The organism is Alcanivorax sp. DG881, from assembly GCF_000155615.1.
Classification (GTDB): domain Bacteria; phylum Pseudomonadota; class Gammaproteobacteria; order Pseudomonadales; family Alcanivoracaceae; genus Alcanivorax.
Map to the genome: position 1 here is coordinate 2374039 of NZ_DS989915.1, position 20960 is coordinate 2394998.

At 58.2% G+C, this 20960-nt stretch carries 23 protein-coding genes; 11 read left to right on the top strand and 12 right to left on the bottom strand.

What is annotated here, in order from left to right; all coding sequences use genetic code 11:
• Window positions 1-205 precede the first annotated feature (205 nt).
• Window positions 206-1969, top strand: coding sequence for a monovalent cation:proton antiporter-2 (CPA2) family protein (locus ADG881_RS10720; protein ID WP_007149161.1), 1764 nt, complete (start codon window positions 206-208; stop codon window positions 1967-1969).
• Between the two features lie 98 nt (window positions 1970-2067).
• Here the strand turns inward: ADG881_RS10720 and ADG881_RS10725 are convergent, their stop codons facing one another.
• The 7 genes from ADG881_RS10725 to coaD all read right to left on the bottom strand — a co-directional run bounded on the left by ADG881_RS10725 (window position 2068) and on the right by coaD (window position 7682).
• Window positions 2068-2487: an SRPBCC family protein gene (locus ADG881_RS10725; protein WP_007151373.1), complete on the bottom strand. Its 420-nt coding sequence runs from the start codon at window positions 2485-2487 to the stop codon at window positions 2068-2070.
• A gap of 165 nt (window positions 2488-2652) precedes the next feature.
• Window positions 2653-3684 carry a nitronate monooxygenase family protein gene (locus ADG881_RS10730; RefSeq protein ID WP_007149744.1) on the bottom strand — a complete coding sequence of 344 codons (1032 nt, stop codon included), beginning with the start codon at window positions 3682-3684 and terminating at the stop codon, window positions 2653-2655.
• A gap of 30 nt (window positions 3685-3714) precedes the next feature.
• Window positions 3715-4251: an AAA family ATPase gene (locus ADG881_RS10735; protein WP_007148551.1), complete on the bottom strand. Its 537-nt coding sequence runs from the start codon at window positions 4249-4251 to the stop codon at window positions 3715-3717.
• On the bottom strand, window positions 4248-4796 hold the full coding sequence (locus ADG881_RS10740) for a GNAT family N-acetyltransferase (RefSeq protein WP_039926614.1): 549 nt from the start codon (window positions 4794-4796) through the stop codon (window positions 4248-4250). Before ADG881_RS10740 ends, ADG881_RS10735 begins: the two co-directional genes overlap by 4 nt.
• A gap of 46 nt (window positions 4797-4842) precedes the next feature.
• Complete coding sequence (locus ADG881_RS10745) at window positions 4843-5256, bottom strand: PaaI family thioesterase (RefSeq protein ID WP_007151213.1); 414 nt, start codon at window positions 5254-5256, stop codon at window positions 4843-4845.
• Between the two features lie 41 nt (window positions 5257-5297).
• On the bottom strand, window positions 5298-6983 hold the full coding sequence (gene ggt, locus ADG881_RS10750) for a gamma-glutamyltransferase (RefSeq protein WP_007148360.1): 1686 nt from the start codon (window positions 6981-6983) through the stop codon (window positions 5298-5300).
• Between the two features lie 207 nt (window positions 6984-7190).
• On the bottom strand, window positions 7191-7682 hold the full coding sequence (gene coaD / locus ADG881_RS10755; protein ID WP_007150106.1) for a pantetheine-phosphate adenylyltransferase: 492 nt from the start codon (window positions 7680-7682) through the stop codon (window positions 7191-7193).
• A 458-nt stretch (window positions 7683-8140) separates the two neighbouring features.
• Between coaD and ADG881_RS10760 the strand changes: the two genes are divergently transcribed.
• Genes ADG881_RS10760 through ADG881_RS10775 form a run of 4 tightly spaced genes read left to right on the top strand, consistent with a single transcriptional unit; the run spans window position 8141 to window position 10482 of the window.
• Window positions 8141-9112 (top strand): hypothetical protein, encoded by a 972-nt coding sequence (locus ADG881_RS10760; protein WP_156790391.1) that lies wholly within the window; start codon window positions 8141-8143, stop codon window positions 9110-9112.
• Window positions 9113-9114: 2 nt separating this feature from the next.
• On the top strand, window positions 9115-9666 hold the full coding sequence (locus ADG881_RS10765) for an ATP/GTP-binding protein (RefSeq protein ID WP_007151251.1): 552 nt from the start codon (window positions 9115-9117) through the stop codon (window positions 9664-9666).
• Window positions 9663-10067 carry a roadblock/LC7 domain-containing protein gene (locus ADG881_RS10770; protein WP_007150555.1) on the top strand — a complete coding sequence of 135 codons (405 nt, stop codon included), beginning with the start codon at window positions 9663-9665 and terminating at the stop codon, window positions 10065-10067. The genes ADG881_RS10765 and ADG881_RS10770 overlap by 4 nt, the downstream gene beginning before the upstream one ends.
• Before the next feature lie 55 nt (window positions 10068-10122).
• A complete protein-coding gene (locus ADG881_RS10775; RefSeq protein ID WP_039926619.1) occupies window positions 10123-10482 on the top strand; it encodes a hypothetical protein in 360 nt (119 codons plus the stop codon).
• Window positions 10483-10579: 97 nt separating this feature from the next.
• Here the strand turns inward: ADG881_RS10775 and ADG881_RS10780 are convergent, their stop codons facing one another.
• Complete coding sequence (locus tag ADG881_RS10780; RefSeq protein WP_007149338.1) at window positions 10580-11638, bottom strand: SDR family oxidoreductase; 1059 nt, start codon at window positions 11636-11638, stop codon at window positions 10580-10582.
• 103 nt (window positions 11639-11741) lie between these two features.
• Here ADG881_RS10780 and ADG881_RS10785 point away from each other — a divergent pair, with 103 nt between their 5' ends.
• The 3 genes from ADG881_RS10785 to ADG881_RS10795 all read left to right on the top strand — a co-directional run bounded on the left by ADG881_RS10785 (window position 11742) and on the right by ADG881_RS10795 (window position 13394).
• Window positions 11742-12125, top strand: a complete 384-nt coding sequence (locus ADG881_RS10785) for a MerR family transcriptional regulator (protein WP_007148495.1) — start codon at window positions 11742-11744, stop codon at window positions 12123-12125.
• Between the two features lie 169 nt (window positions 12126-12294).
• Window positions 12295-12882: a DUF4334 domain-containing protein gene (locus ADG881_RS10790; RefSeq protein WP_156790392.1), complete on the top strand. Its 588-nt coding sequence runs from the start codon at window positions 12295-12297 to the stop codon at window positions 12880-12882.
• A 134-nt stretch (window positions 12883-13016) separates the two neighbouring features.
• Complete coding sequence (locus ADG881_RS10795) at window positions 13017-13394, top strand: hypothetical protein (protein ID WP_039926621.1); 378 nt, start codon at window positions 13017-13019, stop codon at window positions 13392-13394.
• Window positions 13395-13450: 56 nt separating this feature from the next.
• Here ADG881_RS10795 and ADG881_RS10800 read toward each other — a convergent pair whose 3' ends face one another.
• From ADG881_RS10800 to ADG881_RS10815, 4 genes are all read right to left on the bottom strand, one after another.
• A complete protein-coding gene (locus ADG881_RS10800) occupies window positions 13451-14314 on the bottom strand; it encodes a PA4780 family RIO1-like protein kinase (protein WP_007148564.1) in 864 nt (287 codons plus the stop codon).
• Between the two features lie 148 nt (window positions 14315-14462).
• Window positions 14463-16073, bottom strand: a complete 1611-nt coding sequence (locus tag ADG881_RS10805) for a GMC family oxidoreductase (RefSeq protein ID WP_007151553.1) — start codon at window positions 16071-16073, stop codon at window positions 14463-14465.
• A gap of 76 nt (window positions 16074-16149) precedes the next feature.
• Entirely contained in the window at window positions 16150-16683 is a 534-nt protein-coding gene (locus tag ADG881_RS10810) for a twin-arginine translocation signal domain-containing protein (protein ID WP_007149357.1), read from the bottom strand.
• A 125-nt stretch (window positions 16684-16808) separates the two neighbouring features.
• On the bottom strand, window positions 16809-18251 hold the full coding sequence (locus ADG881_RS10815) for a coniferyl aldehyde dehydrogenase (protein WP_007148412.1): 1443 nt from the start codon (window positions 18249-18251) through the stop codon (window positions 16809-16811).
• A gap of 128 nt (window positions 18252-18379) precedes the next feature.
• Here ADG881_RS10815 and ADG881_RS10820 point away from each other — a divergent pair, with 128 nt between their 5' ends.
• The 3 genes from ADG881_RS10820 (at window position 18380) to ADG881_RS10835 (ending at window position 20647) form a co-directional block, all read left to right on the top strand.
• Window positions 18380-19081 (top strand): TetR/AcrR family transcriptional regulator, encoded by a 702-nt coding sequence (locus ADG881_RS10820; protein ID WP_007148601.1) that lies wholly within the window; start codon window positions 18380-18382, stop codon window positions 19079-19081.
• Between the two features lie 747 nt (window positions 19082-19828).
• On the top strand, window positions 19829-20026 hold the full coding sequence (locus tag ADG881_RS10830; protein WP_039926625.1) for a hypothetical protein: 198 nt from the start codon (window positions 19829-19831) through the stop codon (window positions 20024-20026).
• Window positions 20027-20116: 90 nt separating this feature from the next.
• On the top strand, window positions 20117-20647 hold the full coding sequence (locus ADG881_RS10835; RefSeq protein WP_039926626.1) for a hypothetical protein: 531 nt from the start codon (window positions 20117-20119) through the stop codon (window positions 20645-20647).
• Window positions 20648-20960 lie beyond the last annotated feature (313 nt).

Below are 20960 nucleotides of genomic sequence, written 5' to 3' on the forward strand. Positions count from 1 at the left end.
TGGGGCTCAACCCGAAGGGCTGGTCCCTTTTTCCGCCCAGCAGCGCCATCCGCTGTTTATGTAGAATGACTACACGGCACACCGGCTGACACCACTGGACGAAAAAATGCATCCAGCAGGCGTTATCTCGGTAGTGTTAACAGGCCCTAACAACGCGAGCCAGGCAAATCCGCTAGCATGAGCCAAGACAAAAAAGGAGATCGGAGTGGACGGATTTTTCTCGCAGGCGCTGGTGTTGCTGGGGGCGACACTGGTGCTGTTGCCGTTGTTTCAGCGGTTGGGACTGGGCAGCATCCTGGGCTACCTGGCGGCTGGTATCGCAGTAGGACCGCTGGGGTTTGGCCTGGTCAGCGGCGGTAACGATGTGCTGCACTTTGCCGAGCTGGGTGTGGTGCTGATGCTGTTTTTGGTGGGCCTGGAACTGGCCCCCCAGCAGTTGTGGGCGCAGCGTCGTCGACTGGTGGGGCTGGGTGCCAGCCAGATGGTCTTCAGCGCGTTGTTGCTGGCAGGCGGGTTTTGGCTGGTGGGTTTCAGCACCAACCAGAGCCTGGCCATCGGCGCGACGCTGGCGCTGTCGTCCACGGCTTTTGTGGTGCAGATGCTGGTAGAGAACAACCAGCTGGGCACCCCGCAGGGCCGCTCCGCGTTTTCCATTTTGCTGTTTCAGGATCTGGCGGTGATTCCCATCCTGCTGCTGTTGCCGGTGCTCGCTGGCGCCCAGGCGGGGGAGGACAGCCCGCAATTGCTGGCGGGCCTGGCGGCGCTGGTGGCCATGGTGTTGGCGGGCAAGTATGCGCTGAACCCCTGGCTGGGCTGGCTGGCCAAGCTGCGTAACCGGGAGTTGATGACCGCCAGTGCACTGATGCTGGTGCTGGGCTCTGCGGCGCTGATGGAGCACCTGGGCCTGTCCATGGGCCTGGGTGCGTTTGTTGCGGGTGTGTTGCTGGCCAACTCGCCCTATCGGGAGCAATTGGAAACCGACATTCAGCCCTTCAAGGGCCTGCTGCTGGGGCTGTTTTTCCTGGCGATCGGCATGACCATGGACCTGCGTTTGCTGCTGGACCACCCGGGTAACATCGCCCTCTTCCTGGTGATGCTGTTGGGCCTGAAGGCGCTGGTGCTGATAGTGATCAGCCGCCTGCGCGGTGGCGAGTGGCGCAGTACCTTCATGTTCGGCATTTTGCTCAGCCAGGGGGGCGAATTCGCCTTTGTGCTGCTGACCCAGGCGCAAACATTGAACCTGCTCGACCCGGCCATCGCCGGGCAGCTCAATCTGGTGGTGGCATTGTCCATGGCGTGTACGCCGTTATTGCTGAAGCTGATGGCGATGTTGTGGCCCAAGGCGAGTAGCAAGGGGCCACGCAAGGACCTGGAAGAAGAAAGCATGCCTGCGCACCATCCCCAGGTGGTGATTGCCGGGCTTGGCCGCTTCGGGCAGATCACCGCTCGGATTCTGGTAGGCCGCCAAATTCCTTTCACCGCACTGGATTCCGACCCGGACGAAATTGATATGCTGCGGCGCTACGGCAACGAAGTGTACTTCGGCGATGTAACCCGGCTCGATCTATTGCACAACGCGGGCCTGGAGCATGCCAAGGTGCTGGTGCTGGCGGTGGATGATGTGGACGCCTCCCTGAAAGCCGCAGAACTGGTACGCCACCACTTTCCCAACGTGACCATCGTGGCTCGCGCCCGCGACCGCTATCACGCTTACAAGCTACATGCCCTGGGCGTGGATCAAGTGATTCGGGAAAGCTTTGAATCAGCCCTGCTCAGTGCCCGCCTGACGCTGATGCAGTTGGGCGTTCCCGAATCCACCGCCATTGATCTGGTACGCAGCTTCCGGGATCTGGATGAGCGCCTGTTGCTGGAACAGATTGAGCATCGTGCCGATGTGGACATGCTGGTGGAAACCAATGCCAAAGGCCGGGCGGAGCTGCAGTCGTTGCTGTCGGAGGGAAAGTCATAGTGGTGCTGCGATAAGCCGCGTTTCCGGGGCGCCGGAGATGCCCCGGCCAGTGCAGGTCGGATTGCGCCTTTCAGGCTAATCTGACCTACACGAGACGATTACAGCTTCAGCTTGTTCAGCCCACGGCTGATGGCCTGGCCCAGGCCGGCTTTGATGATCGGGCCGATCAGGGGCAGCTTGCCTTCAAATTCGATGGTGTAGTCCAGCTGGCTGCCGCCATTGGCCGCTTCGGAAAAGCGCATGATGCCTTTATGGTGCTTCAGCGGGCTGCCCTTGGTGATGGTGTATTCAATGCGCTCGTTGGGAACCACCTTGGTGACGGTTTCTTCGAACGGTGGCGCCACCAGAATCTGCATTTTCCGGGTAGAGCCCACACCGTTGGGGCTGTCCTGTCCGTCCTTGATGCGCTTGATCTTGGCCGGGGCAAAAATCAGCTCCAGGTTTTCGTGCACACTGAGAAAGTCGAACAGCTTGTCCACGGAGAACGGGAAAGTCTTGGAAATGTCGATGCGTTGCATGGCGGTTGCTCCCACTTCTGCCCGGCAGGCCGCCGGAAACGTTTCATACTACCTAAGGCGGTAGTAAACAGGGTGTCGATTCTGCCTGTTGGCTGTCCACCCGCAAGGTTAATTTGGGCCATAGCGCTGCCAGTGGCGACTACGCTCCCCCCACAGAGTGTGCTATCAGAACCCTTCAGCCAACCAGGCGGTGATCATTGCTGCGCTGTCCTCGCGGCAGTCGCTGGCGTTCTGCCCGGCCCACAATGGCGAACAGTCCCCGCTGCCCTGGGCTTCTGCGGCGGCACGCAGTGGCCCGATAGCGTTGCCCGCCAGCGGGAATGCCGGTGCGGTGTCCGGGAAGCAGCCCAGCTCGTGCATCAGCCGATTGACCATGCCCCGGGCGGGACGCCCGGAAAAAACCGTGGTTAATGCGGTGTGTCGGGCCCGGTCGCTGTTCAGCCATTCTCGATGCACGGGTTTGGTGGTGGCTTCCGGACACAACAAGTAGGCCGTGCCCACTTGCACTGCGGTTGCGCCTAACGCCATGGCGGCCCGCACGCCGGCCGGGCTGGCAATGCCGCCGGCGGCGATCACCGGAATGGAGACGGCATCGGCGACCTGCGGCAACAGACTAAAGGTGCCCTGCTGGCGACTCAGATCATCGCTGAGAAAATGGCCCCGGTGCCCACCCGCTTCCAGTCCTTGGGCAATCACCGCATCGGCGCCTTGTGCCTGGAGCCAGAGTGCCTCTTCAACCGTGGTGGCGCTGGACAGAACCGTAGCCCCGGTGGCTTTTACCCGATCCAGCAGGCTGGCCTCCGGCAAGCCGTAATGAAAACTCACCACCGCAGGCTGGAATTGTGCCAGCACTGCCGCGCAATCGGCATCAAACGGCTTGCGTGATGGGCCTTCGGGAATCGCTGATGGATCGGCGCCGAACTCGTCATAGTAAGGGTGGAGGGTTTCTACCCAGCGTTGTTCGCCTTCCGGGTTGGGCGCCGGGGAATCGTGGCAGAAAAAATTCACGTTCCAGGGGCTGTTGGTGGCGGCACTCAGTTGCGCCAGTTGCTGCTCCAGGCCGGCGGCATCGAGCATGCCGGCCGGCACAGAGCCCAAACCTCCCGCCGCACAGACCGCAGCTGCCAGACGCCAGTCCTGCACCCCGGCCATGGGTGCCTGGATCAGTGGCAGGGCAGTGTTGAACAGCGGTCGCATAGGCGGTTCCTCGTCAGGCTGGAAAGAGGGTCAGCGAATCACACGATCCAGGATGAATTCGGCCCGGATGTGGACCGGGGCTTGGGGCACCTCCACTAGCGTATAGCCAAAATGCCGATAGGCCGTTTGCATGATCTCGAAGGTGGCAACGGCTTCAGCAAACGATTGTTTGCGTTCCTTGTCGTTGGTAAAGATAGCCTCCCAGGGAGGGAAGAGGAAGACGGGGTCATGGTATCGCTGCGCTTCGCAGGCTTTAACCAGAGAGGAGGGGACCGCCAGACCTTCAAGGCGCGAGTAGCCATAGATATCGACCAGGCCCCGATCAAAAAAGACCGCCCCCTTATGGTCCGCAACGCGGGCATGGTTGGCCTGCTCGGCTGACAGCATCCGGTCACGAAAAGCGGTTTTGTCTTGCCAGGGAACGGCCTTTCCGCCCTGCTCAACCTGGGATTGAATCACTTGACGGCCGACTTCTTCGCAACAGTGAAAACCAAGGTGGGCAATATGCTCGATAACCGCTGTCTTGCCGGCGCCGGGTCCGCCGGTCAGCACGATGGCTGTTGTCATTTGCCGGAACCTGAGGTGCTTGCATGGCTGTCAGATGCGAGCAGTGAGTAGAGCGCCTGGTCCAGGAATCGGCCATAAAGCCTTTCCGATTGCCTGAGCGTGCCTTCATGGATAAAGCCCAATCGTTCCGGCAGAGCCCGGCTTTGTCGGTTGTTGACGGCACAGCGAATCTCGATCCGGTTAAGGTCACATTCCGTGAACCCGATAGTAATGAGTTGTCGGACGGCGGTTGTCGCAATGCCTTGGCCGGTGTGGTCCTGCCCGAGCCAGTAACCGATGGATCCGGTGCCGTGCGGCTTGTTTATGCTGTGGAACCCGGTAACGCCACATAAGTCCCCTGCATGAATAATGGCAAAAGTGGGGGCGCTATTGGATGCGGCCATTCTTTCTGCGCTTTCAATAAAGTGCCGGGTGTCATCGACGGTGCGTACCTGATCCAGCCAGGGTAGCCACTCGCGCAGGAAGCGGCGATTGCAATCAGTGAGTGCAAACAACGCGGGCGCAAGGCCTTGATTGAGTGGTTGTAGTGTGACGTCGGGTTGCACGCGGCTATCCGTCCGATGGCAGGCGTTTTGCCGTGCCGGGGGTGAGTTAACGTTTGCCTTCCACCTTGCTGATGGTGCCCTGGGCAACAGCGACGAGCCGTTCTTCGCCGTTATTCAGGGCGATCACTTCACACTGGCAGACAGCCTGTTTTTGGCCACTGGAAAGCACTGTGGCACGGGCCGTTAGCCGTTCCCCCAGCGCCGGGCGCAGATAGTTGATCTTGTATTCGGAGGTCACCGAGTCCCCCAGTACGGAGCCGCCAGCATAGGTGAGCGCATTGTCGGCGAGATAGCTGACAACACCGCCGTGGACAAACCCGTGTTGTTGCTTCAGTTCATCGCGCACAGCCAGTGTCAGCACGGCCTTGCCGGGTTCAAAGGCCTCGAGTTCGGTGCCCAGCAGCGCGCTGAATGGCTGGCTGGCAAGAACCTGTTTGCCGAACTGGAAAAGCTCACTCATGACAGGGCTCCGGTTTTAATCAGGCGTATGAAAGCCGGTGGTCACTCGGCGTGCGGCTGGGGTGAGCGCACTTCGGCACTGCCAATACCACGGGGGTCGCTGGCGGCGGTGACTTCGCCGCTGTTCTTGCCACTGCCCTTGCGCCACAGGATGGCCTGCATGTTGCCGTAGTTGCGGCCGGTGGAAACCACCTTGTGGCCCATCAGCATCAATTCCTTGGCGGCCTGGCTGCCGACGAATTCCGGCTCTGCCTGGACTTCGTCAGGCAGAAACTGATGGTGGAATCGCACGCGACTGACCCAGTCTTCGATGGGTTTATCGTTGGCGGCTTCAATGACACCCAGCATCACCATGGAGATGATGCGGCTGCCGCCGGGGGTGCCGAGAATGGCGACCCGGTCGTCGAACTCCACGAAGGTGGGGGTCATGGAAGAAAGCGGGCGCTTGCCGGGGGCAATGGCGTTGGCCTGGCTGCCGACCAGGCCGTAGGCGTTGGGGCTGCCGGGTTTGGCGGAGAAGTCGTCCATTTCGTTGTTGAGCAGCACTCCGGTGCCGGGGGCCACAAAGCCGCTACCGAACGGCAGGTTAATACTCAGGGTGGCGGCGACTCGGTTGCCGTCTTTATCCAGTACCGAGAAATGGGTGGTGTGAAAGCCTTCCTCCACGCCGATGGGCTCGCCCAGGCTGCTGCTGGGGGTGGCCTTGTCCAGGGTGATGCTGCTGGCGCGCTGTTTGGCGTAGTCGTTACTCAACAGCTTATCCACAGGCATATCCACAAAGTCCGGGTCGCCCAGATACCGTGCCCGGTCCTGGTAGGCGCGGCGCATGGCTTCGATGGCCAGGTGCGGGGTCATGTCGCCGGTGTCACCGGCGTTGAACTGGCTGAGGATGTTCAGTGCTTCGCCCATGACGATGCCGCCGGAGGACGGCGGCGGTGCGGAGATGACCCGCCCCTCGCGGAACGGGCTGACGGTGGGTGTGCGTTCCACCACGGTGTAGTCAGCCAGATCGTCCAGGGTCCAGATGCCGCCGGCCTGCTGCACGCCGTCTACCAGCTGTTTGGCCACTTCGCCCTGATAGAACCCTGCGTTGCCCTGTTCAGCGATGGCGGTGAGTACCCGGGCCAGATCCGGTTGCTGGATCAGGTGGTTGTTGGGGGGCACCTTGCCGTTGTGCAGGAAAATGGCGGCGGCTTCCGGGAAACGGTTGAGCACGTCTTCGCGGTAACCGGCCAGCTTGCGGTAATGCTCTTCTACGCGGAAGCCTTTCTCGGCCAGTGCAATGGCCGGGGCCAGGGTGGCAGTGAGGGGTAATTTGCCGTAGTTGTCCGCAAGGTGGGCGAAGGCGGCAGCCTGGCCGGGAATACCGGCGGCGCTGGGGCCGTTCACCGCCCAGTCGCGCATTACCTTGCCATCCTTGTCCTGATACATGGTGGCCGTAGCGGCGCCGGGGGCGGTTTCACGGGCGTCTACAAAGGTCTGCAAACCGTCCTGTTCCCGGTGCAGCAGCCAGAAGCCGCCCCCGCCCATACCGGCAGAATAGGGTTCGACCACCGCCAGGGCAGCCGCCACGGCCACGGCCGCATCGAAGGCATTACCGCCCTGCTCGAGAATGTTGAGCCCGGCTTCTGTAGCCAGAGGGTGGGCGCTGGCCACCGCGTTCTTGCCCGGCCCGGCCGCCTGGGCGGTAACGGTGATCAGCAGCAGTAACGGGATCAGGGTGCGCATCGGGTGTCCTCCTTGAGAACCGGTGGGTGTGGAGCGGTGTCCGGCTTTGTTGTTATGGTTGAGTTGAAAGTTAAAAGTTTAAAGTTGAAACGCGGACAGGGCTCGATTTCTGCCTGGTCGTGCCCGCGTACACTGGTAATGGCGCGGGTATAGCCGTTCAGAACCCAATCACCTGGCGCGCGCTTTTTAACTTTCAACTTTGAACTCTTATTTCTGCCGCGCCTTGCGTTTCTCTTCCAGGGCTTCGGCGACCAGGGGTGGCACAAAGTTATTCACATCCCCGTCCAGCAGCGCGATTTCGCGGATCAGGGAGCTGGAAATAAAGGACAGGTGTTCCGCGGGGGTCAGGAATACCGTCTCCAGCTCTGGCGCCAGCTGGCGGTTCATGTTGGCCAGCTGAAATTCGTACTCAAAGTCACTGACCGCGCGCAGGCCCCGCAACAGGATGTTGCCGCCCTCCTCCCGGCAAAAATGGGCCAGCAGCTTGGAAAAGCCGGTGACCTTCACATTCGGCAGGTGCGATAGCACGCGCCGGGTTAGATCCACGCGCTCTTCCAGCGTAAACAGGGGGCCCTTCTTCTCGCTGGCGGCGATGCCTACCACGACCTCATCAAACATTTTGGCGGCCCGTTCCACCAGGTCCAGGTGGCCGTTGGTAATCGGGTCGAAGGTGCCGGGATAAATTACGCGGTTGGTCATGCTTGGCTCGCTCTGTCGCGGTAGAAACCGTATCCGGGAGCACCCCGGATACCCACTGTGCCGCAAGCATACCCGATGCGTTGGCAGAGTTGCAGGTATGGCGGACCTGGGTTTGAAACCGGTTAGAAAGACGTTGGAGCCCGCTAATGGGGGCAGGATTGATGAAATGGGGGATCCAAATGTAAGCATTTGCTTACATAAAGTGAGGGAAAATGCGCAAGGTTTGGTGCTTGATTTTCGTGGAAATCAGAGATCAGCAATTAATTTTATATTTTCATCCTCTTTAATCGCCCGCTTGTCGTCATCCGTTTGCCGGTTGAAAAGCCTCAGGACTAATTTGGGACTCAAGTCACATAAAGTATTAACCGGGTGTAGCACCGGAAGCCGCCGGTCCCAGGGAAGGTCTTCTTGTCTGGGATGTTCAGGGATAGATGCCGATTTCATGGATTGTGGAAACGATGAGAAAGCAACGGCTGGGCTTTGTAGGATTGGGGGATGACACGGCAAGCGCCTGCTTGTCCATGTTGAAGATCATGGATGGCCGGTCTGAAGTAGATTGGAGCCACAGTGATCCCGACAGCGCAGATGTGCTGATGATTTCCTGCGATCAAACAGATGAAACGCAACGCTGGGAGCGCAGCGACAAGCCGCGCATTGTCGTATACCACGGTAATCAGCAAAAACCGGCGTCGCCGTTTATTCTGCAGCACCCTTTCCGGGTCATGCAGTTGTTATCCGTGCTCGACGAAGTTGCGGACACCTTGTCGTCCGGGGGGGCGTCACCGTCCCATTCCTCTGCCCAGGTAGCTGCGCCCTCTGCCGCTGTATCCAATAATGTCTCCCCTTTCTGGTTATCCCTGCATGAGGCAGTTAACGGAAACGTGCCTGACCCGGCGGGGCTGCTGGTGTCGTCGTCGTCCCATGGCGTGCTGTATTTCAAGCCGGCGTCCCAGCGTTTCTATGCAAGCAAGGCGCTGTTCCGCCAGTTGGCTGCAGGCTCCGTAGAGTTAGGCCCCCTGACGCCTACCACAGAGGCGGTACCGGAAGAGATGGTGGCTTGCCCGCTGTTTTCATTGTGCTGGATGGTGTCACGTTACGGCGCAACGCATCTGGCGCCGTGGATGAATCCTGAAGGGGCGTTTCATCTTAAACGCTGGCCCAGTTTTGGCACCCTGGAAAAGAGCCGCACGCATTTGTCTCTGTGTGCCTTGATGACCAAGCGCCCCCTGACCCGTCAGCAACTTCAGCAAGTTTCACACTGCAGTGAGGAAGAGCTGGACCGGTTCATCAATGCATGTGAAATGAGTGACCTGATGGTGTTCGAGGAAGCCGTCCAGGTACCGTTGCCGGAGGCCGCTGCCGAGGAAGGAAAAGGACGCTTTGGTGGTTTGATCAAAGGCTTGCGCAGTCGATTGGGGTTGAGTGCTTAGCAATGACAAATGACGAATTCAAAATTCTTTTTACCGGCCCCATGGGGGCAGGGAAAACCACGGCAATTACTGCGTTAAGTGACCAGGAATGTGTGTCCACGGATGTGGTGAATACCGATATTGATCAGTGCGACAAGGAAATGACCACGGCAGCGCTGGACTATGGCTTCATCGATATTCCTGGCGGGGGTGGTGTGCGCCTTTATGGCACGCCGGGGCAGGAACGGTTCCGGTTTATGTGGCCGATCCTTGCCAATAATGCTGCTGGTGTGATCGTGCTGTTGAATGGCGAGCATCCGGATCTGGATAGCCACCTGTCAGTGTTCGTCGATGCATTCTGGGAGCAGGGTGCCATGCCAATGGTAATCGGCGTAGGCCGGCTGGCCAGCGAGGATTTTGAAATTATCGAACGGATCACCGATACCTTGCTGGAACGTCATATTTCACCGCCCATTTTTTCGGTGGATGTCAGGGAAAAAGACGATGTTTTGTTACTGGTCGAGGCGTTGCTCTGCCAGATTGAAGTTAACGAAATGGGAATGATGCAAGCATGAAAGTCGCCTCTCCGCTGGGAAAAACCGAAACAGCGGTTGCCCAGAAAGAACTGGAAAATTTTCAGGAAAATACCAAAGGCGTTACCTCGGCAGTATTGCTGAGTGCCGACGGGTTTGAAGTGGCCTCGTTACAGGTGAACAAGGACAGCGCAAGCCGGCTTGCAGCCATGGGGAGTTCGTTGGCGGCGATAAGTTCCGCCATCGCCAAGGAGGCGGGCATCTCCGAATGCAGCAGATTGATTGTTGAATCGGACGAAGGTGTGGTTGCGGTCATGAAGGTTCCGAATCTAAAGCCACCACTGGCTCTTGCAGTGGTGGCGAACGATGCCTCTTTGTTGGGGCAGCTTCTCTGGGGGGCCAAGAACTGTTGTGCCGCTCTTGAGGAAAAACTAAAAAAGTAAATTTTATAATCCGATGAAAATATCGAAATAACATAAGTGTTGAAGGAGATTTACCATGGCGAGTGTCAAAGAAAGTATGGACGTATTGCTGCAGTCTGACGGTGCCATGTGTACCGCCATTGTTGATGCCAACAGTGGCATGGTGCTGGGTCAGGCCGGTACCGGTCTGGACCTGGAGTTGGCAGCGGCGGGCAACACGGAAGTGGTCCGCGCCAAGTTGAAAACCATGAAGTCCCTGGGTCTGAATGACAAGATTGAAGACATCCTGATTACCCTCGGAACCCAGTATCACATTATTCGTCCGGTAGCTTCGAAAGAAGGGCTGTTTATCTATCTGGTGCTGGACAAAAGCAAATCGAATTTGGCCCTGGCCCGCCGTAACTGTCAGGAAGTGGAATCCACGCTGGCGTTGTAATCTGCTTTCACCCCGCCATGCCTTTTGGTTGGCGGGGTTTTTTCTTATTCCTCTTTTTCTTTTCCCTTTCCGTTTTTCCTTATTCCTTCTTGGGAATTTATTGTGCCTCAGTGTTGGCTTGCTGCTGATGGTATCGCCGGGTGCTCCTTTCTATCACCTCCTTGATGTTTGGGGCGGTGGCGTGATGATGTTGGAGAAAAGCGTCCGTAATGGCGGTATCAAAGCGTGTAGGTTGAATAAAGTGGAGCGCTTCCGGGTAGGTATTCATCAATGCTGCAAGGCCGGGCAGGCGTAGCAGCGCAGTCAGAACGGGAATGGGGATATAGCGCCGCGGGGCATGTTTGTTCATGTGAGCGGCCGCTTGCGCGAGCATCGGTTGAAGATTCGGTGTCTGCCCATCCAGGGCCAGCAGTTTTTCCGGCACGGCCTCCGCTGTGGCGGCCAGGCGGATGATGTCTGCGAGGTGGTCCACGGCCACCAGAGGCAACCAGTGTGCCGGCGTGCCGGGCACCAGTGCCAGGCGACCGCGAGCGAGGTTGTCGAGCAGGCTGTATAGCGGCTGGCTGTTATCCAGCTCGCCGGTCTGGCTGTTTCCGGCCACCGTAGCGGGCTGGACTTCCACAAAATCGAGCGCGTGCTGTTTGGCAAAAGCCCGGGCCCGAAAGGCGGCTTCCAGTTTGCTGGCTTCATAACCGCCGGCCCGTCGGTAGACCTTTGGCCAGTCGGTGCCTGATGGCGCGGCGGTATCAATACCAATCCGATTCAGGTGCGCCTGGTTTTCCAGCATGAAACCACTGATAAATACCAGGCGGCATTGGTGTTGACGGGCCAGTTCTGCCACGGCCAGGCTGCCCGCTACATTGGTGTGGCGGGCGGTCCTGGTGTCCAGCCGCCAGGCGAAACGGGCGCCGAGATGAATGACGGCGTCGAGTTCGGTAAGGGGGGCGGTCAAGCCCAGATTAGGCTGATCCAGGTCGCCGCTGACCGGCTGGAGCAAGTGGCCTTGCCCGCCAAGGGCGTCTACCTGTTGGCGCAGGGTATCCAGCTGGGCTTCTGGGCGTCGCAGCATGGCGACGACGGTATGGTTCTGGCGGGTCAGGCTGGCGCAGACGTGGCGACCGATAAAACCGGTGGCCCCGGTGATAAAGAAGATCATGGTGATGTCCTTTTCCTGTTTTCACGGAGGTGCGGAGCAAGCTCACCACTACGCTAAGGTGTAGAGTATGCTCTAAGGTCAACAGGGAATAAGTGAGCCTCCTATGCGCATTGCAGAACTGGAACAGCGGACCGGTGTGAGCCGGCATACCTTGCGGTATTACGAGAAAGAGGGGTTGCTGCTGGAGGTCGGCAGGCGGGGTAATAACTACCGGGATTATTCGGACAAAGCGGTGCAGCGGGTAGGCATGGTGCGCCAGCTGAAGGCACTTGGTTTTTCGCTCAAGGAGATCCGCGAGGTGCTGGACGCCCTGCGCAATGACAGTATCAATTGTGATCAGGGCGCGGCGTTGATGGCCGAGAAGAAAGCCGCGGTGGATCGCAAGATCACGGAACTGAAGGCGGTTAGCCGGATGTTGGGTGCGGAGCAGAAACGCTTGCTTGCCAGTGCCGAGGCCCAGCGGCGGAGCCAGGCCTGCGCAGGGTAAATGTATTGCACCAGAAAGTTTACTGCTTGTGGGGAGATCGATACTTCTCGTCAATTCTGGTGGTTTTGGTTAGCGCCCTGGTCGGACAAGTGCGGTTTTTTACTGGTGCAGGGACGGCGCGGCCATTAGCGTGATTCCCCCATCTATTCATCACCTGTGAGGAATGCCCATGAATCGAGCAACGCAAGCCAACCCTTCTGTTCAGGCTGTACCGGGCCTGTCTTTCACTGCGGCAAAGGCACAGGGGCAAGCGACCGGTGGTGAGGCACTGGCCATTTTTGATGCGCTGGAACCGGTGGCCCCGGATTTCATGATCGGTGCCTGGAAAGGCGAAGGGTTTGAAACCGGCCACCCGCTGGATGGGGTGCTGGAGCGTTGCCATTGGCACGGCAAGCGTTTCGAGAGCGAAGAGCATGTGCACCCGCTGGTGTTCCGCAAGGTCTCCGGCAAGCTCACCTCGGTGAAGCCGTTACTGACCATGCCCGGGCTGGGGTTGCTGGATCAGATGCCGTTCCTGAATTCGGCGTTTGTGGGCAAGGTGTTCCAGTGGATCTTGCCGTTGCTATCCGGGCGCAAGTCCGCCGCGCGACTGCGCACCACCACCTACCGGGGGGTGGCCACGGCGACCATGATGTACGACAACCTGCCGATCAACGATGTGTTCCGCAAGGTGGATGACAACACCGTGCTCGGCATCATGGACTTGAAAGGCATGAAGCAGCCGTTTTTCTTTGTGCTGCGTCGCGACGGAAACTGAGCTCTGCAGTCGGAATGTTCTTTGAATGATCCGCTCACGGAATCGCGCTTCCGGGCTCCGCCTTGCAGCAGCTATTTCAAAATGCGCACACATTTGCTTTAGTGAAGGTTCGCTTCAATGACAAGGAGGTTGTCATGCGAACGTGGGTGATTGTGTTATTGCTGATATCGCCGCTGGTGTCTGCAGAGTCGGTGGGGCGTCTTGAAGGCCAGAGTGACGACGGTCAGACGTTTCGTCTTGGTATGGAAAGCATCGGTGTTGTCCGGTTGCCTCAAGCGGCGGATAGCGGCTTCGACTCGATACACCGGTTCACGGATGAGCCTTGTGTCTTCATGAAGGGCGATACCATGATGCTGGTGTGCTCCGGGTCGCCCGGCAATGGCCTGAGTGGTTCGCTGTATCAGCAGGTGGGCGAGCCGGAAAAGAAAACCCGCGTGGTGACGATGGAATGTGTGCGTGGCTGTTCCGACAGGGTGCCGGCAGTGATGCAATACATTCCAGTCCAGTGTTGATTGCCAGGGCTCACGGCGGCTGAGCGTTAGCGCCAGCCCGGTGTGTTCAGGGCCGTTCAGTAACCATTGTCCTCTGCGTCGCCGCTAAGGCGTTCGCGCCGTTCCTGCTCTTCTTCGAAGGCGGCCTTGATCTCTGCCAGCACATCATCCACATCGGCAATGTGCTCGTCGTCGTCCACCTGGCCGGTCAGTTCGCTGTCCGGTGTCAGCTCCCCGCTTTCATACAGGGCCCAGATTTCCTGGCCGTAGCGGCTGCCGCGCAGTGACGGTGCGTATTGGCCGTAATAGCGGGTCATGTTGTCCACATCCCGGTAGAGCATGGCTTCAGCGTTGTTGTTGGCGGCGGCATCCACGGCCTGGGGGAGGTCGATGATGACCGGGCCGTAGTCGTCCACCAGCACATTGAATTCCGACAGATCACCGTGAACCACGCCGGCGCAGAGCATGCGCACTACGTACTGCATCATCAGGGCATGGTCTTCCTCGGCTTGCTCGGCGGACATCACCACCTCGCTTAGCCGGGGAGCCACATCGCCTTCGTCGTCGGTGACCAGTTCCATCAACAGCACGCCTTCGAGCATGTCGTAGGGCTTGGGCACGCGCACCCCGGCGCTGGCAAGCAGGCGCAGGGCATCCACTTCCGCGCTCTGCCAGATTTGCTCCTGCTGTTCGCGGCCAAATTTGGAGCCCTTTTCCATGGCCCGGCTGCGGCGGCTGTTACGCACCTTGCGCCCTTCCCGATACTGGGCGGCTTTCTTGAAGTTGCGCTTGGCGGCTTCCTTGTAGACTTTCGCGCAGCGGATCTCCTGGCCACAGCGGACCACGAAAATATCGGCTTCCTTGCCACTCATCAGACGGCTGATGACCTCATCGACGAGACCGTCATCGACCAGGGGCTGTAAACGTTGCGGGGTTTTCATGCCGCACTTATACCTTATTTGGCGCACGGCTTCGCCTGCTTCCTGCGGTTTTCGGCGAGGATGGGCAGAGAAAGTCGGGTGTGGCGGTAAGGGGGATGATGAAAAGCCCTGCTGCGCGAGGGTGGCGCAGCAGGGTGACAGGGGGCGCTCAGGCTTTCAGCTTGTCGGCCAGAGCCGAGGCATTGCGTGCACTGAGACCGTATATGGACAACTGCGGGTTGGCCCCGATGCTGGTGGGGAACACCGAGCCGTCGATGACGTAGAGGCCGTTCAGGTGTTTGTAGCTACCGTCGCTGTTGACGGTACAGCGGCTCTCATCGGCTCCCATGGTCAGGCCGCCCATGACGTGGGCGCTGCCCAGGCCGGTGATGACCGGGGCATAGTCCAGTTGTGCAACACCTTCGCGGGCCGCCTTCCAGCTTTTGTAGTACCCGGCATCAGCGTGGCTGGGGCGAACCTCTTTGGCGCCGGCAGCAAACTGCATTTCCAGCATGGTCAGGTGGGCCCGTTTGGTGCCATCCAGCAGGTACTCGTTAACCGGGTAATCCAGCAGTGGTTCGCCGTTATCGCGCAATTCCACGGTGCCGCCCTGGTTATCGTCGTGGAAGCCGTCGCGGATCATGGCGATGGACGCGGCCAGGTTGGGCAGACGTTCGATTTCATCGCGGGCCCGTTTGCCAAACCCGCCCATCAGCGCACCGGACAGGCCGGGGTGCATGGGCATCATTTCCATCTTGTAACCTGCCGGCCCGTTGACGCCGTGCTTGAAGTTGAATTCGTCGGAATACACCGATTGCGGCGCGCCATAGTACGGGGCGATTTCCTTGTCGTAGATGCCGAACGCAAAACTGGTGGGATGCAGGAAGGTGCGTTTGCCGACCAGGCCATTGGGGTCCGGGGCATCGGAGCGCATCAGCAGTGCGGGGCTCTGGATACCGCCGCCGGCCGCGATCACGGTTTTTGCCTTGAGGGTGACGGTGGCGCCGGTGGGGACTTTGTCGTCGTTCAGGGGGCGCACCCGTACGCCGGTGACGGTGTCACCGTCGATGATCAGGGTGTCGGCCTGGGCGCTGTGAATCAGCGTGGAGCCATGATCCAGTGCGCCGGGAATGGTGGTGACCAGCATGGATTGTTTGGCGTTGGTGGGGCAGCCCATGCCGCAATAACCGATGTTCCAGCAGCCGCTCACGTTGCGGGGGATCAATGCGGAGTGCCAGCCCTTGCTGTCGCAGCCACGCTTCATCACGTCGTTGTTGGCGTTGGGGGGGATGGCCCACTTTTCTACCTTGAGTCGGGTTTCCATCTGCTGGAACCACGGGTCCATTTGCGCCCGGCTGAGGCCCTGTACGCCGAATTCGTCGTGCCAGTATTGCAGGGTTTCGTGGGGGGTGCGGAAACAGCTGGTCCAGTTGATCACGGTGGTGCCGCCCACGGTGCGACCTTGCAGCACGGTCATGCCGGCGTCTTTGGTCGCACGCAGGGCGCCTTCCTGGTACAGGTCGCGATAGGCGGCGCCTTCATCCAGTTTGAAATCGTCGGAGCTTTTCAGTTTGCCGGCTTCGACCAGAATGACCTTGAGGCCACGCTGGCTGAGGATTTCCGCACTGACGCCGCCGCCAGCGCCGGTGCCAACGATGATCACATCGGCTTCCAGGGTGCGGTTGTCGGTGATGGTGCGACCGTCGAGCACGTCCCAGCCGTTGGCCGGGTCTTTCCACGGATCTTTCACATTGATGGTGAGAGTAGTCAGGTCCTGCATGGCGTTATCCTTTTTCTTTGGCTAGCAGTAACACGCGATAACGGCCAAAAGTGGTGCGGGCCGAAAGCGGCGCGTGTCAGGCAACGATTTTCCGGGGTGGGCCGGGATAGCCGGTGGTACGGGCGCCGGTGGGTTTGACATACCAGGCCATATAGATCGGCTGGGTCAGGCCCTTGAAGGCCATGCGGGACAGGCTCCGTTCGCTGGCAGACCAGTTCGCCAGGGTTTGCTGGAGCTCGTCGTCGCTCTGGTCGGCAAAGCTGGCCCAGCTGCCGGTGATATACCAGCGGGCGGCGCCCAGTTGCATCAGATCCAGTACCTGAAACAGCGCACCCCGAGTGCCGGGCATGCCGCCGTCGAGCAGGTCGTCGAAGGCTTTCATGCCGTCTTCGGCAGTGGCGCCCGCATCGCTGAGGGCAGAGCCGAGCACGGCGCCCACCAGCGGGGTCAGCAGGTCCACGTCTTGCTGTCGGAAGTGTTTATAGCCGGTTGCCGGGCCGTCATTGCTGGAGCAACCGGTGAGCAGGGCCAACCCGGAACCGGTGGCCAGTACTGCACTGCCGGCGGCGCTCAGCTTGAGAAAGCCGCGGCGATTGATTCCCTGATCCATAGCGCACTCTTCTTATTCGTTAGTCGTTATCTGCAGGAACGTCGCTGGCGGAGCGATTGCATGCGCTGGGATATGGCGCTGCCAGCGACGCTACTGCAAAGGCAGGTCAGGACCTGCCGGCGTTTTTATTTCAGCATGTATTTATCGATGAACTTGTGCATGCCCCGGCCGTAAGGCGGCAGGATAAACTTGGTGGCGTTGAACTTGCCCTTTTTGTAGATCCCTTTGGCCTTGGAGAAGGTCTTGAAACCTTCCGGGCCGTGGTAGGCGCCCATGCCGGACGGGCCGATACCGCCGAACGGAATGTCATCCACGCCCACGTGGGAGATGGTGTCGTTCAGGCAGACACCACCGGAGTGAGTGCTTTTGAGCACCTTGTCGCCGTTGGCCTGGTTCCAGTCGAAGTAGTACAGGGCCAGCGGACGGGGGCGCTCGTTCACGTAATCGATGGCGTCGTCCAGGGTCTTGTAAGGCACCACGATCATCAGCGGGCCGAAGATCTCGTCGTGGCTGATCTGCATATCGTCGGTGGCGTTGAGCACCATGGTATGGGGCAGTTTCTGGCTGCCGCTGAAGTCTTCATTGGCCGGGTTGATCTCAATCACCTCGGCGCCCTTCTCACGGGCTTCGGTGACGTAGCCTTGCAGTCGTTTGAGCTGACGCTCGTTAACGATGGCCGTGTAATCGGGGTTATTGACCATGGTGGGGTAAGACTGCTTCACCTGGGCGGTCCAGGCGTCCACGAATTCCTGCACGCGATTTTCCGGGCACAGGATGTAGTCAGGGGCTACACAGGTCTGGCCGGAGTTCATGCACTTGCCGAAGGCAATCCGTTCGGCCACGTCCTTCATGGGGAAGTCCTGGCCGATGATGCAGGGGCTCTTGCCGCCCAGCTCCAGAGTGACCGGAGTCAGGTTGTTGGCCGCAGCGCGCATGATGTGTTTGCCCACGGCGGTTGAGCCGGTGAACAGCAGATGGTCAAAGGGCAGTTCGGAGAAGGCCTGGGCCACGTCCACTTCCCCATTGACCACGGCGAGTTGCTCTTCCGGGAAAGCGGCGCTGACCAGCTTTTCCAGCAAGGCGCCGGTGCGCGGGGTGGCTTCGCTCATTTTGACCATGACCCGGTTGCCGGCGGCCAGCGCGGTGAGCACGGGCACGATGGCCAGCTGGATGGGGTAATTCCACGGCACGATAATGCCCACCACGCCCAGCGGCTGGTATTCCACCCAGGTTTTGCCGGGCCAGCTCAGGGCGCTGACACTGCGTTTTTCCGGCTTCATCCACTTGCGCAGCTTCTTGCTGTTGTACTTCAGCGCTTCCACGCTGAGCATAATTTCTGCCAGCTTGGTTTCGTCTGCTGCGCGGTTGGAAAAATCGTTGCTGACCGCTTCGACCCAGGCGTCGATGTTATCCAGCAGCATCGGCTTGATAGGGTTCATCAGCGCGATGCGTTGCTCGGCACTGGGATAAGGGTGTTGGCGAAATGCGGCCTTTTGGGCATCAAAGATGCGGTGCATGCGCTCAATTGCGGTGGTGTTGCCTTGCAGTTCTTTTACTTCGGCGACCATGGTCCTCGCCTCCCGAGTTCAATCGTTATGTATGATGGAATGATTAAAAATTCACCTTGAGTCTGATTTTTAGAGTAATTACTCTAAGAGTCAACATCGTGTATCGAAAAGACCACATTTGGCCCCTTATGACCAGCACCAAAGATCGCATTCTGGAAACCAGCCTCTCCCTGTTCAACCGCCAGGGGGAACGCAACGTGACGACCAATCACATTGCGGATGCCTTGGGAATCAGCCCGGGCAACCTGTACTACCACTTCCGCAACAAGGGCACGATTGTGGCGGCTCTGTTCGACCGCTATCAGCTCCAGCTGCTGGCTCTGCTGGAAGCGCCACAGGGGCCGTTAAGCTGGCAAGTGAAGGTGCATTATTTCGAGGGGTTGCTGGCGTCCATGTGGCAGTACCGGTTTTTCCACCGGGATCTGTCTCACTTTCTGCACGCGGACCCGGCACTGGCGGCCCGTTATCAGCAGTTTGTGGAAACGGTGCTGGTGCGCGGGACGGTGATTTACGAGGAGTTGCGCAGCAGCGGGATTCTGGCGCTGGACGATGAGCAGCTACAGGGCTTGATGGTCAATACCTGGGTACTGATGTCTTCGTGGGCGGCCCTGATACATGGCCTGCGCCCGGACGCGGCGGCAGATGAAGGCCTGGATGAGCGCCTGATGCGCCATGGCGTCTATCAGATCATCTGCCTGGAGGAGCCCTTCCTGAAAGGGGAGGCCCGGGAGCATCTGGCGGAAATGAAGGCGCGCTACCGGGCGGCGGACAACACCAGCGAATTGTTGCTGGGCCATATGCCCAGGCTGGACAGAACCGGCAGCGAATAGCTGCCCTTTCATCCCGCTGCCGCTATAAAAACGGTTTACCACTGAGGGCACAGAGAACACTGAGGGAAACCCTCATTTCTCAGTGTGCTCTGTGGTGAAGGCGCCAGGCTTATCCCTGCTAAGAACCCATCCCACCAATCCCTTTCAAGCGCGGGCGTTGATGATCGCTGAATGTCTGGTTGTCAGTTTGCGGATGTTCCCTCCCCATGTTTGTTTTGCTCGCCATCCCGCCGTTTTTCACCAGCGCGCAAGTTGAATATGTAGGATATGGCTTACATAAATTTGTAAGTGGTTGAGCTAAAGTGATTTTTTAAATTTGGCAGTGCAAGAAAAGTCGGGACTAAAATTCCTGTTCAACACGCAAGTGCAAGAAAATCCAGGTGATAATGATTCCTGGCTTGCGGATAAAGCACTGGTCGGCTTGGTTTTTTGAGTAGATTCGGCGAAGAATGGGAACGGGGATAAATTGCAAAGTGATATATCGCATCTGCAATTGAATATGCTGTTAGGCTTCTGAAATGCACAAAATAGGCGCTCTAATATCGTTAATAGGCTATTTTTCTAGGCTGGCGATCCTGATTATTCTTGGGTATGCAGCTAGGGAAAGTCTTAACTCTTTTGGGCGGTTCGAAGTTTTAGAAGGTATCGCGTACTTGCTATACGCTTGTGTTGGCGGGCCCATAGTCTATGTAATTGGAAATATAATAATAGGCATTGGGGTTTCAATCTCGGAAAAGGGGGTGGGAGATGAACTGGATTAGCGGTGCATTTTTTCTTTTGGCCATACATTCAATCGGTATGATTTTATTTATTCATGCGAACAACGAATGGTATTACCAAAAGGCCTTCGCGGCTGGAGTGGAGCCAAATCTTGCAGCTGCAACTGTTTCAAAGCTCATTTTGGCAGCTATAGGGATTGGAGTTGGCGTGTGGCTGCTCAACTAATAGCCTAACAATTCGTGGCAGTTCGCGCCTTTCGGCGCCGGACTCGCTACGCTCGCCGCTGCACAGGGGCGTTACGTTGCAAGGTGAAGTATGAAGCAAGCATCACGGTTCATGCCCAAGTACGAGCCTAGAAGGGCAAGCAAGCCTGCGCTAGTTGCTTTTTTCGTCATAGCGCTGGCAGTCGTTATTTATCAGCCTTGGTACCTGCTAGTGGCTGCAGGAATAGCCATTTTAGTAATAGCTTGGAGTGCAATAGATCAGCCTAAAGTAGAGAGACATTTCCAAGATTTGTGCAAAGAGCGTAGTGGTTTATCTATCTGTGAATTTGCCAAGGAATTTGATCCAAAGGTCGTAGATACTTGGATTATCCGAGCAGTCTATGAGCAGCTTCAAGCCGCACTTCCAACTAAGCAACGTGTACCTATAACGGCTTCAGATGGGCTATTCGACACATTGATGCTTGATCAAGATGATCTCGATCTGGATTTAGTTGAGGAAATTGCGCAACGAACTAGCCGAAGTTTTGATGGCTACGAAAGTAACCCTTACTACGGCAAGGTGACAACGGCACGAAACTTGGTGTTATTTTTCAATCATCAGGCCCGTGCCAGTGCAACGTAACAAGCGGCTGCACCGGATAAATTTCCGCTGTCATCTTTTGTGCATAAAGCCGCACAAAAGCCGCCATCAAAAATTTACCCGGTGAGCCGGGCGTTAGGTTGTGATGAGATACAAGTGCCAAAATTGTGGTGAGCTTTTCTCTCCCCGTAATGCGGGATGCGAGGATTGGAGGGAAAAGAAGCTGTCTTTTATATGTCCTCATTGTGGCGTTTATCTAAAAAGGCCTGAGAATTTTATCAAAGAAAAGGGTTGGAAGGGTGCGGCTCCTACACTGATAAGATATTGCTTGGTAGCATTTGGCTTGCAGTTTTTA

What these genes read in the sequence shown, in the direction of transcription:
- ADG881_RS10805 (WP_007151553.1), bottom strand. Translation starts at nt 16,073, where the DNA reads ATGCAGGACCTGACTACTCTCACCATCAATGTGAAAGATCCGTGGAAA.
- ADG881_RS10800 (WP_007148564.1), bottom strand. Translation starts at nt 14,314, where the DNA reads ATGAAAACCCCGCAACGTTTACAGCCCCTGGTCGATGACGGTCTCGTC.
- ADG881_RS10770 (WP_007150555.1), top strand. Translation starts at nt 9,663, where the DNA reads ATGAAAGTCGCCTCTCCGCTGGGAAAAACCGAAACAGCGGTTGCCCAG.
- ADG881_RS10735 (WP_007148551.1), bottom strand. Translation starts at nt 4,251, where the DNA reads ATGACAACAGCCATCGTGCTGACCGGCGGACCCGGCGCCGGCAAGACA.
- ADG881_RS10790 (WP_156790392.1), top strand. Translation starts at nt 12,295, where the DNA reads ATGAATCGAGCAACGCAAGCCAACCCTTCTGTTCAGGCTGTACCGGGC.
- ADG881_RS10785 (WP_007148495.1), top strand. Translation starts at nt 11,742, where the DNA reads ATGCGCATTGCAGAACTGGAACAGCGGACCGGTGTGAGCCGGCATACC.
- ADG881_RS10760 (WP_156790391.1), top strand. Translation starts at nt 8,141, where the DNA reads ATGAGAAAGCAACGGCTGGGCTTTGTAGGATTGGGGGATGACACGGCA.
- ADG881_RS10775 (WP_039926619.1), top strand. Translation starts at nt 10,123, where the DNA reads ATGGCGAGTGTCAAAGAAAGTATGGACGTATTGCTGCAGTCTGACGGT.
- ADG881_RS10730 (WP_007149744.1), bottom strand. Translation starts at nt 3,684, where the DNA reads ATGCGACCGCTGTTCAACACTGCCCTGCCACTGATCCAGGCACCCATG.
- ADG881_RS10765 (WP_007151251.1), top strand. Translation starts at nt 9,115, where the DNA reads ATGACAAATGACGAATTCAAAATTCTTTTTACCGGCCCCATGGGGGCA.
- ADG881_RS10815 (WP_007148412.1), bottom strand. Translation starts at nt 18,251, where the DNA reads ATGGTCGCCGAAGTAAAAGAACTGCAAGGCAACACCACCGCAATTGAG.
- ADG881_RS10725 (WP_007151373.1), bottom strand. Translation starts at nt 2,487, where the DNA reads ATGCAACGCATCGACATTTCCAAGACTTTCCCGTTCTCCGTGGACAAG.
- ADG881_RS10810 (WP_007149357.1), bottom strand. Translation starts at nt 16,683, where the DNA reads ATGGATCAGGGAATCAATCGCCGCGGCTTTCTCAAGCTGAGCGCCGCC.
- ADG881_RS10820 (WP_007148601.1), top strand. Translation starts at nt 18,380, where the DNA reads ATGACCAGCACCAAAGATCGCATTCTGGAAACCAGCCTCTCCCTGTTC.
- coaD (WP_007150106.1), bottom strand. Translation starts at nt 7,682, where the DNA reads ATGACCAACCGCGTAATTTATCCCGGCACCTTCGACCCGATTACCAAC.
- ADG881_RS10830 (WP_039926625.1), top strand. Translation starts at nt 19,829, where the DNA reads ATGAACTGGATTAGCGGTGCATTTTTTCTTTTGGCCATACATTCAATC.
- ADG881_RS10780 (WP_007149338.1), bottom strand. Translation starts at nt 11,638, where the DNA reads ATGATCTTCTTTATCACCGGGGCCACCGGTTTTATCGGTCGCCACGTC.
- ADG881_RS10795 (WP_039926621.1), top strand. Translation starts at nt 13,017, where the DNA reads ATGCGAACGTGGGTGATTGTGTTATTGCTGATATCGCCGCTGGTGTCT.
- ADG881_RS10745 (WP_007151213.1), bottom strand. Translation starts at nt 5,256, where the DNA reads ATGAGTGAGCTTTTCCAGTTCGGCAAACAGGTTCTTGCCAGCCAGCCA.
- ADG881_RS10835 (WP_039926626.1), top strand. Translation starts at nt 20,117, where the DNA reads ATGAAGCAAGCATCACGGTTCATGCCCAAGTACGAGCCTAGAAGGGCA.
- ggt (WP_007148360.1), bottom strand. Translation starts at nt 6,983, where the DNA reads ATGCGCACCCTGATCCCGTTACTGCTGCTGATCACCGTTACCGCCCAG.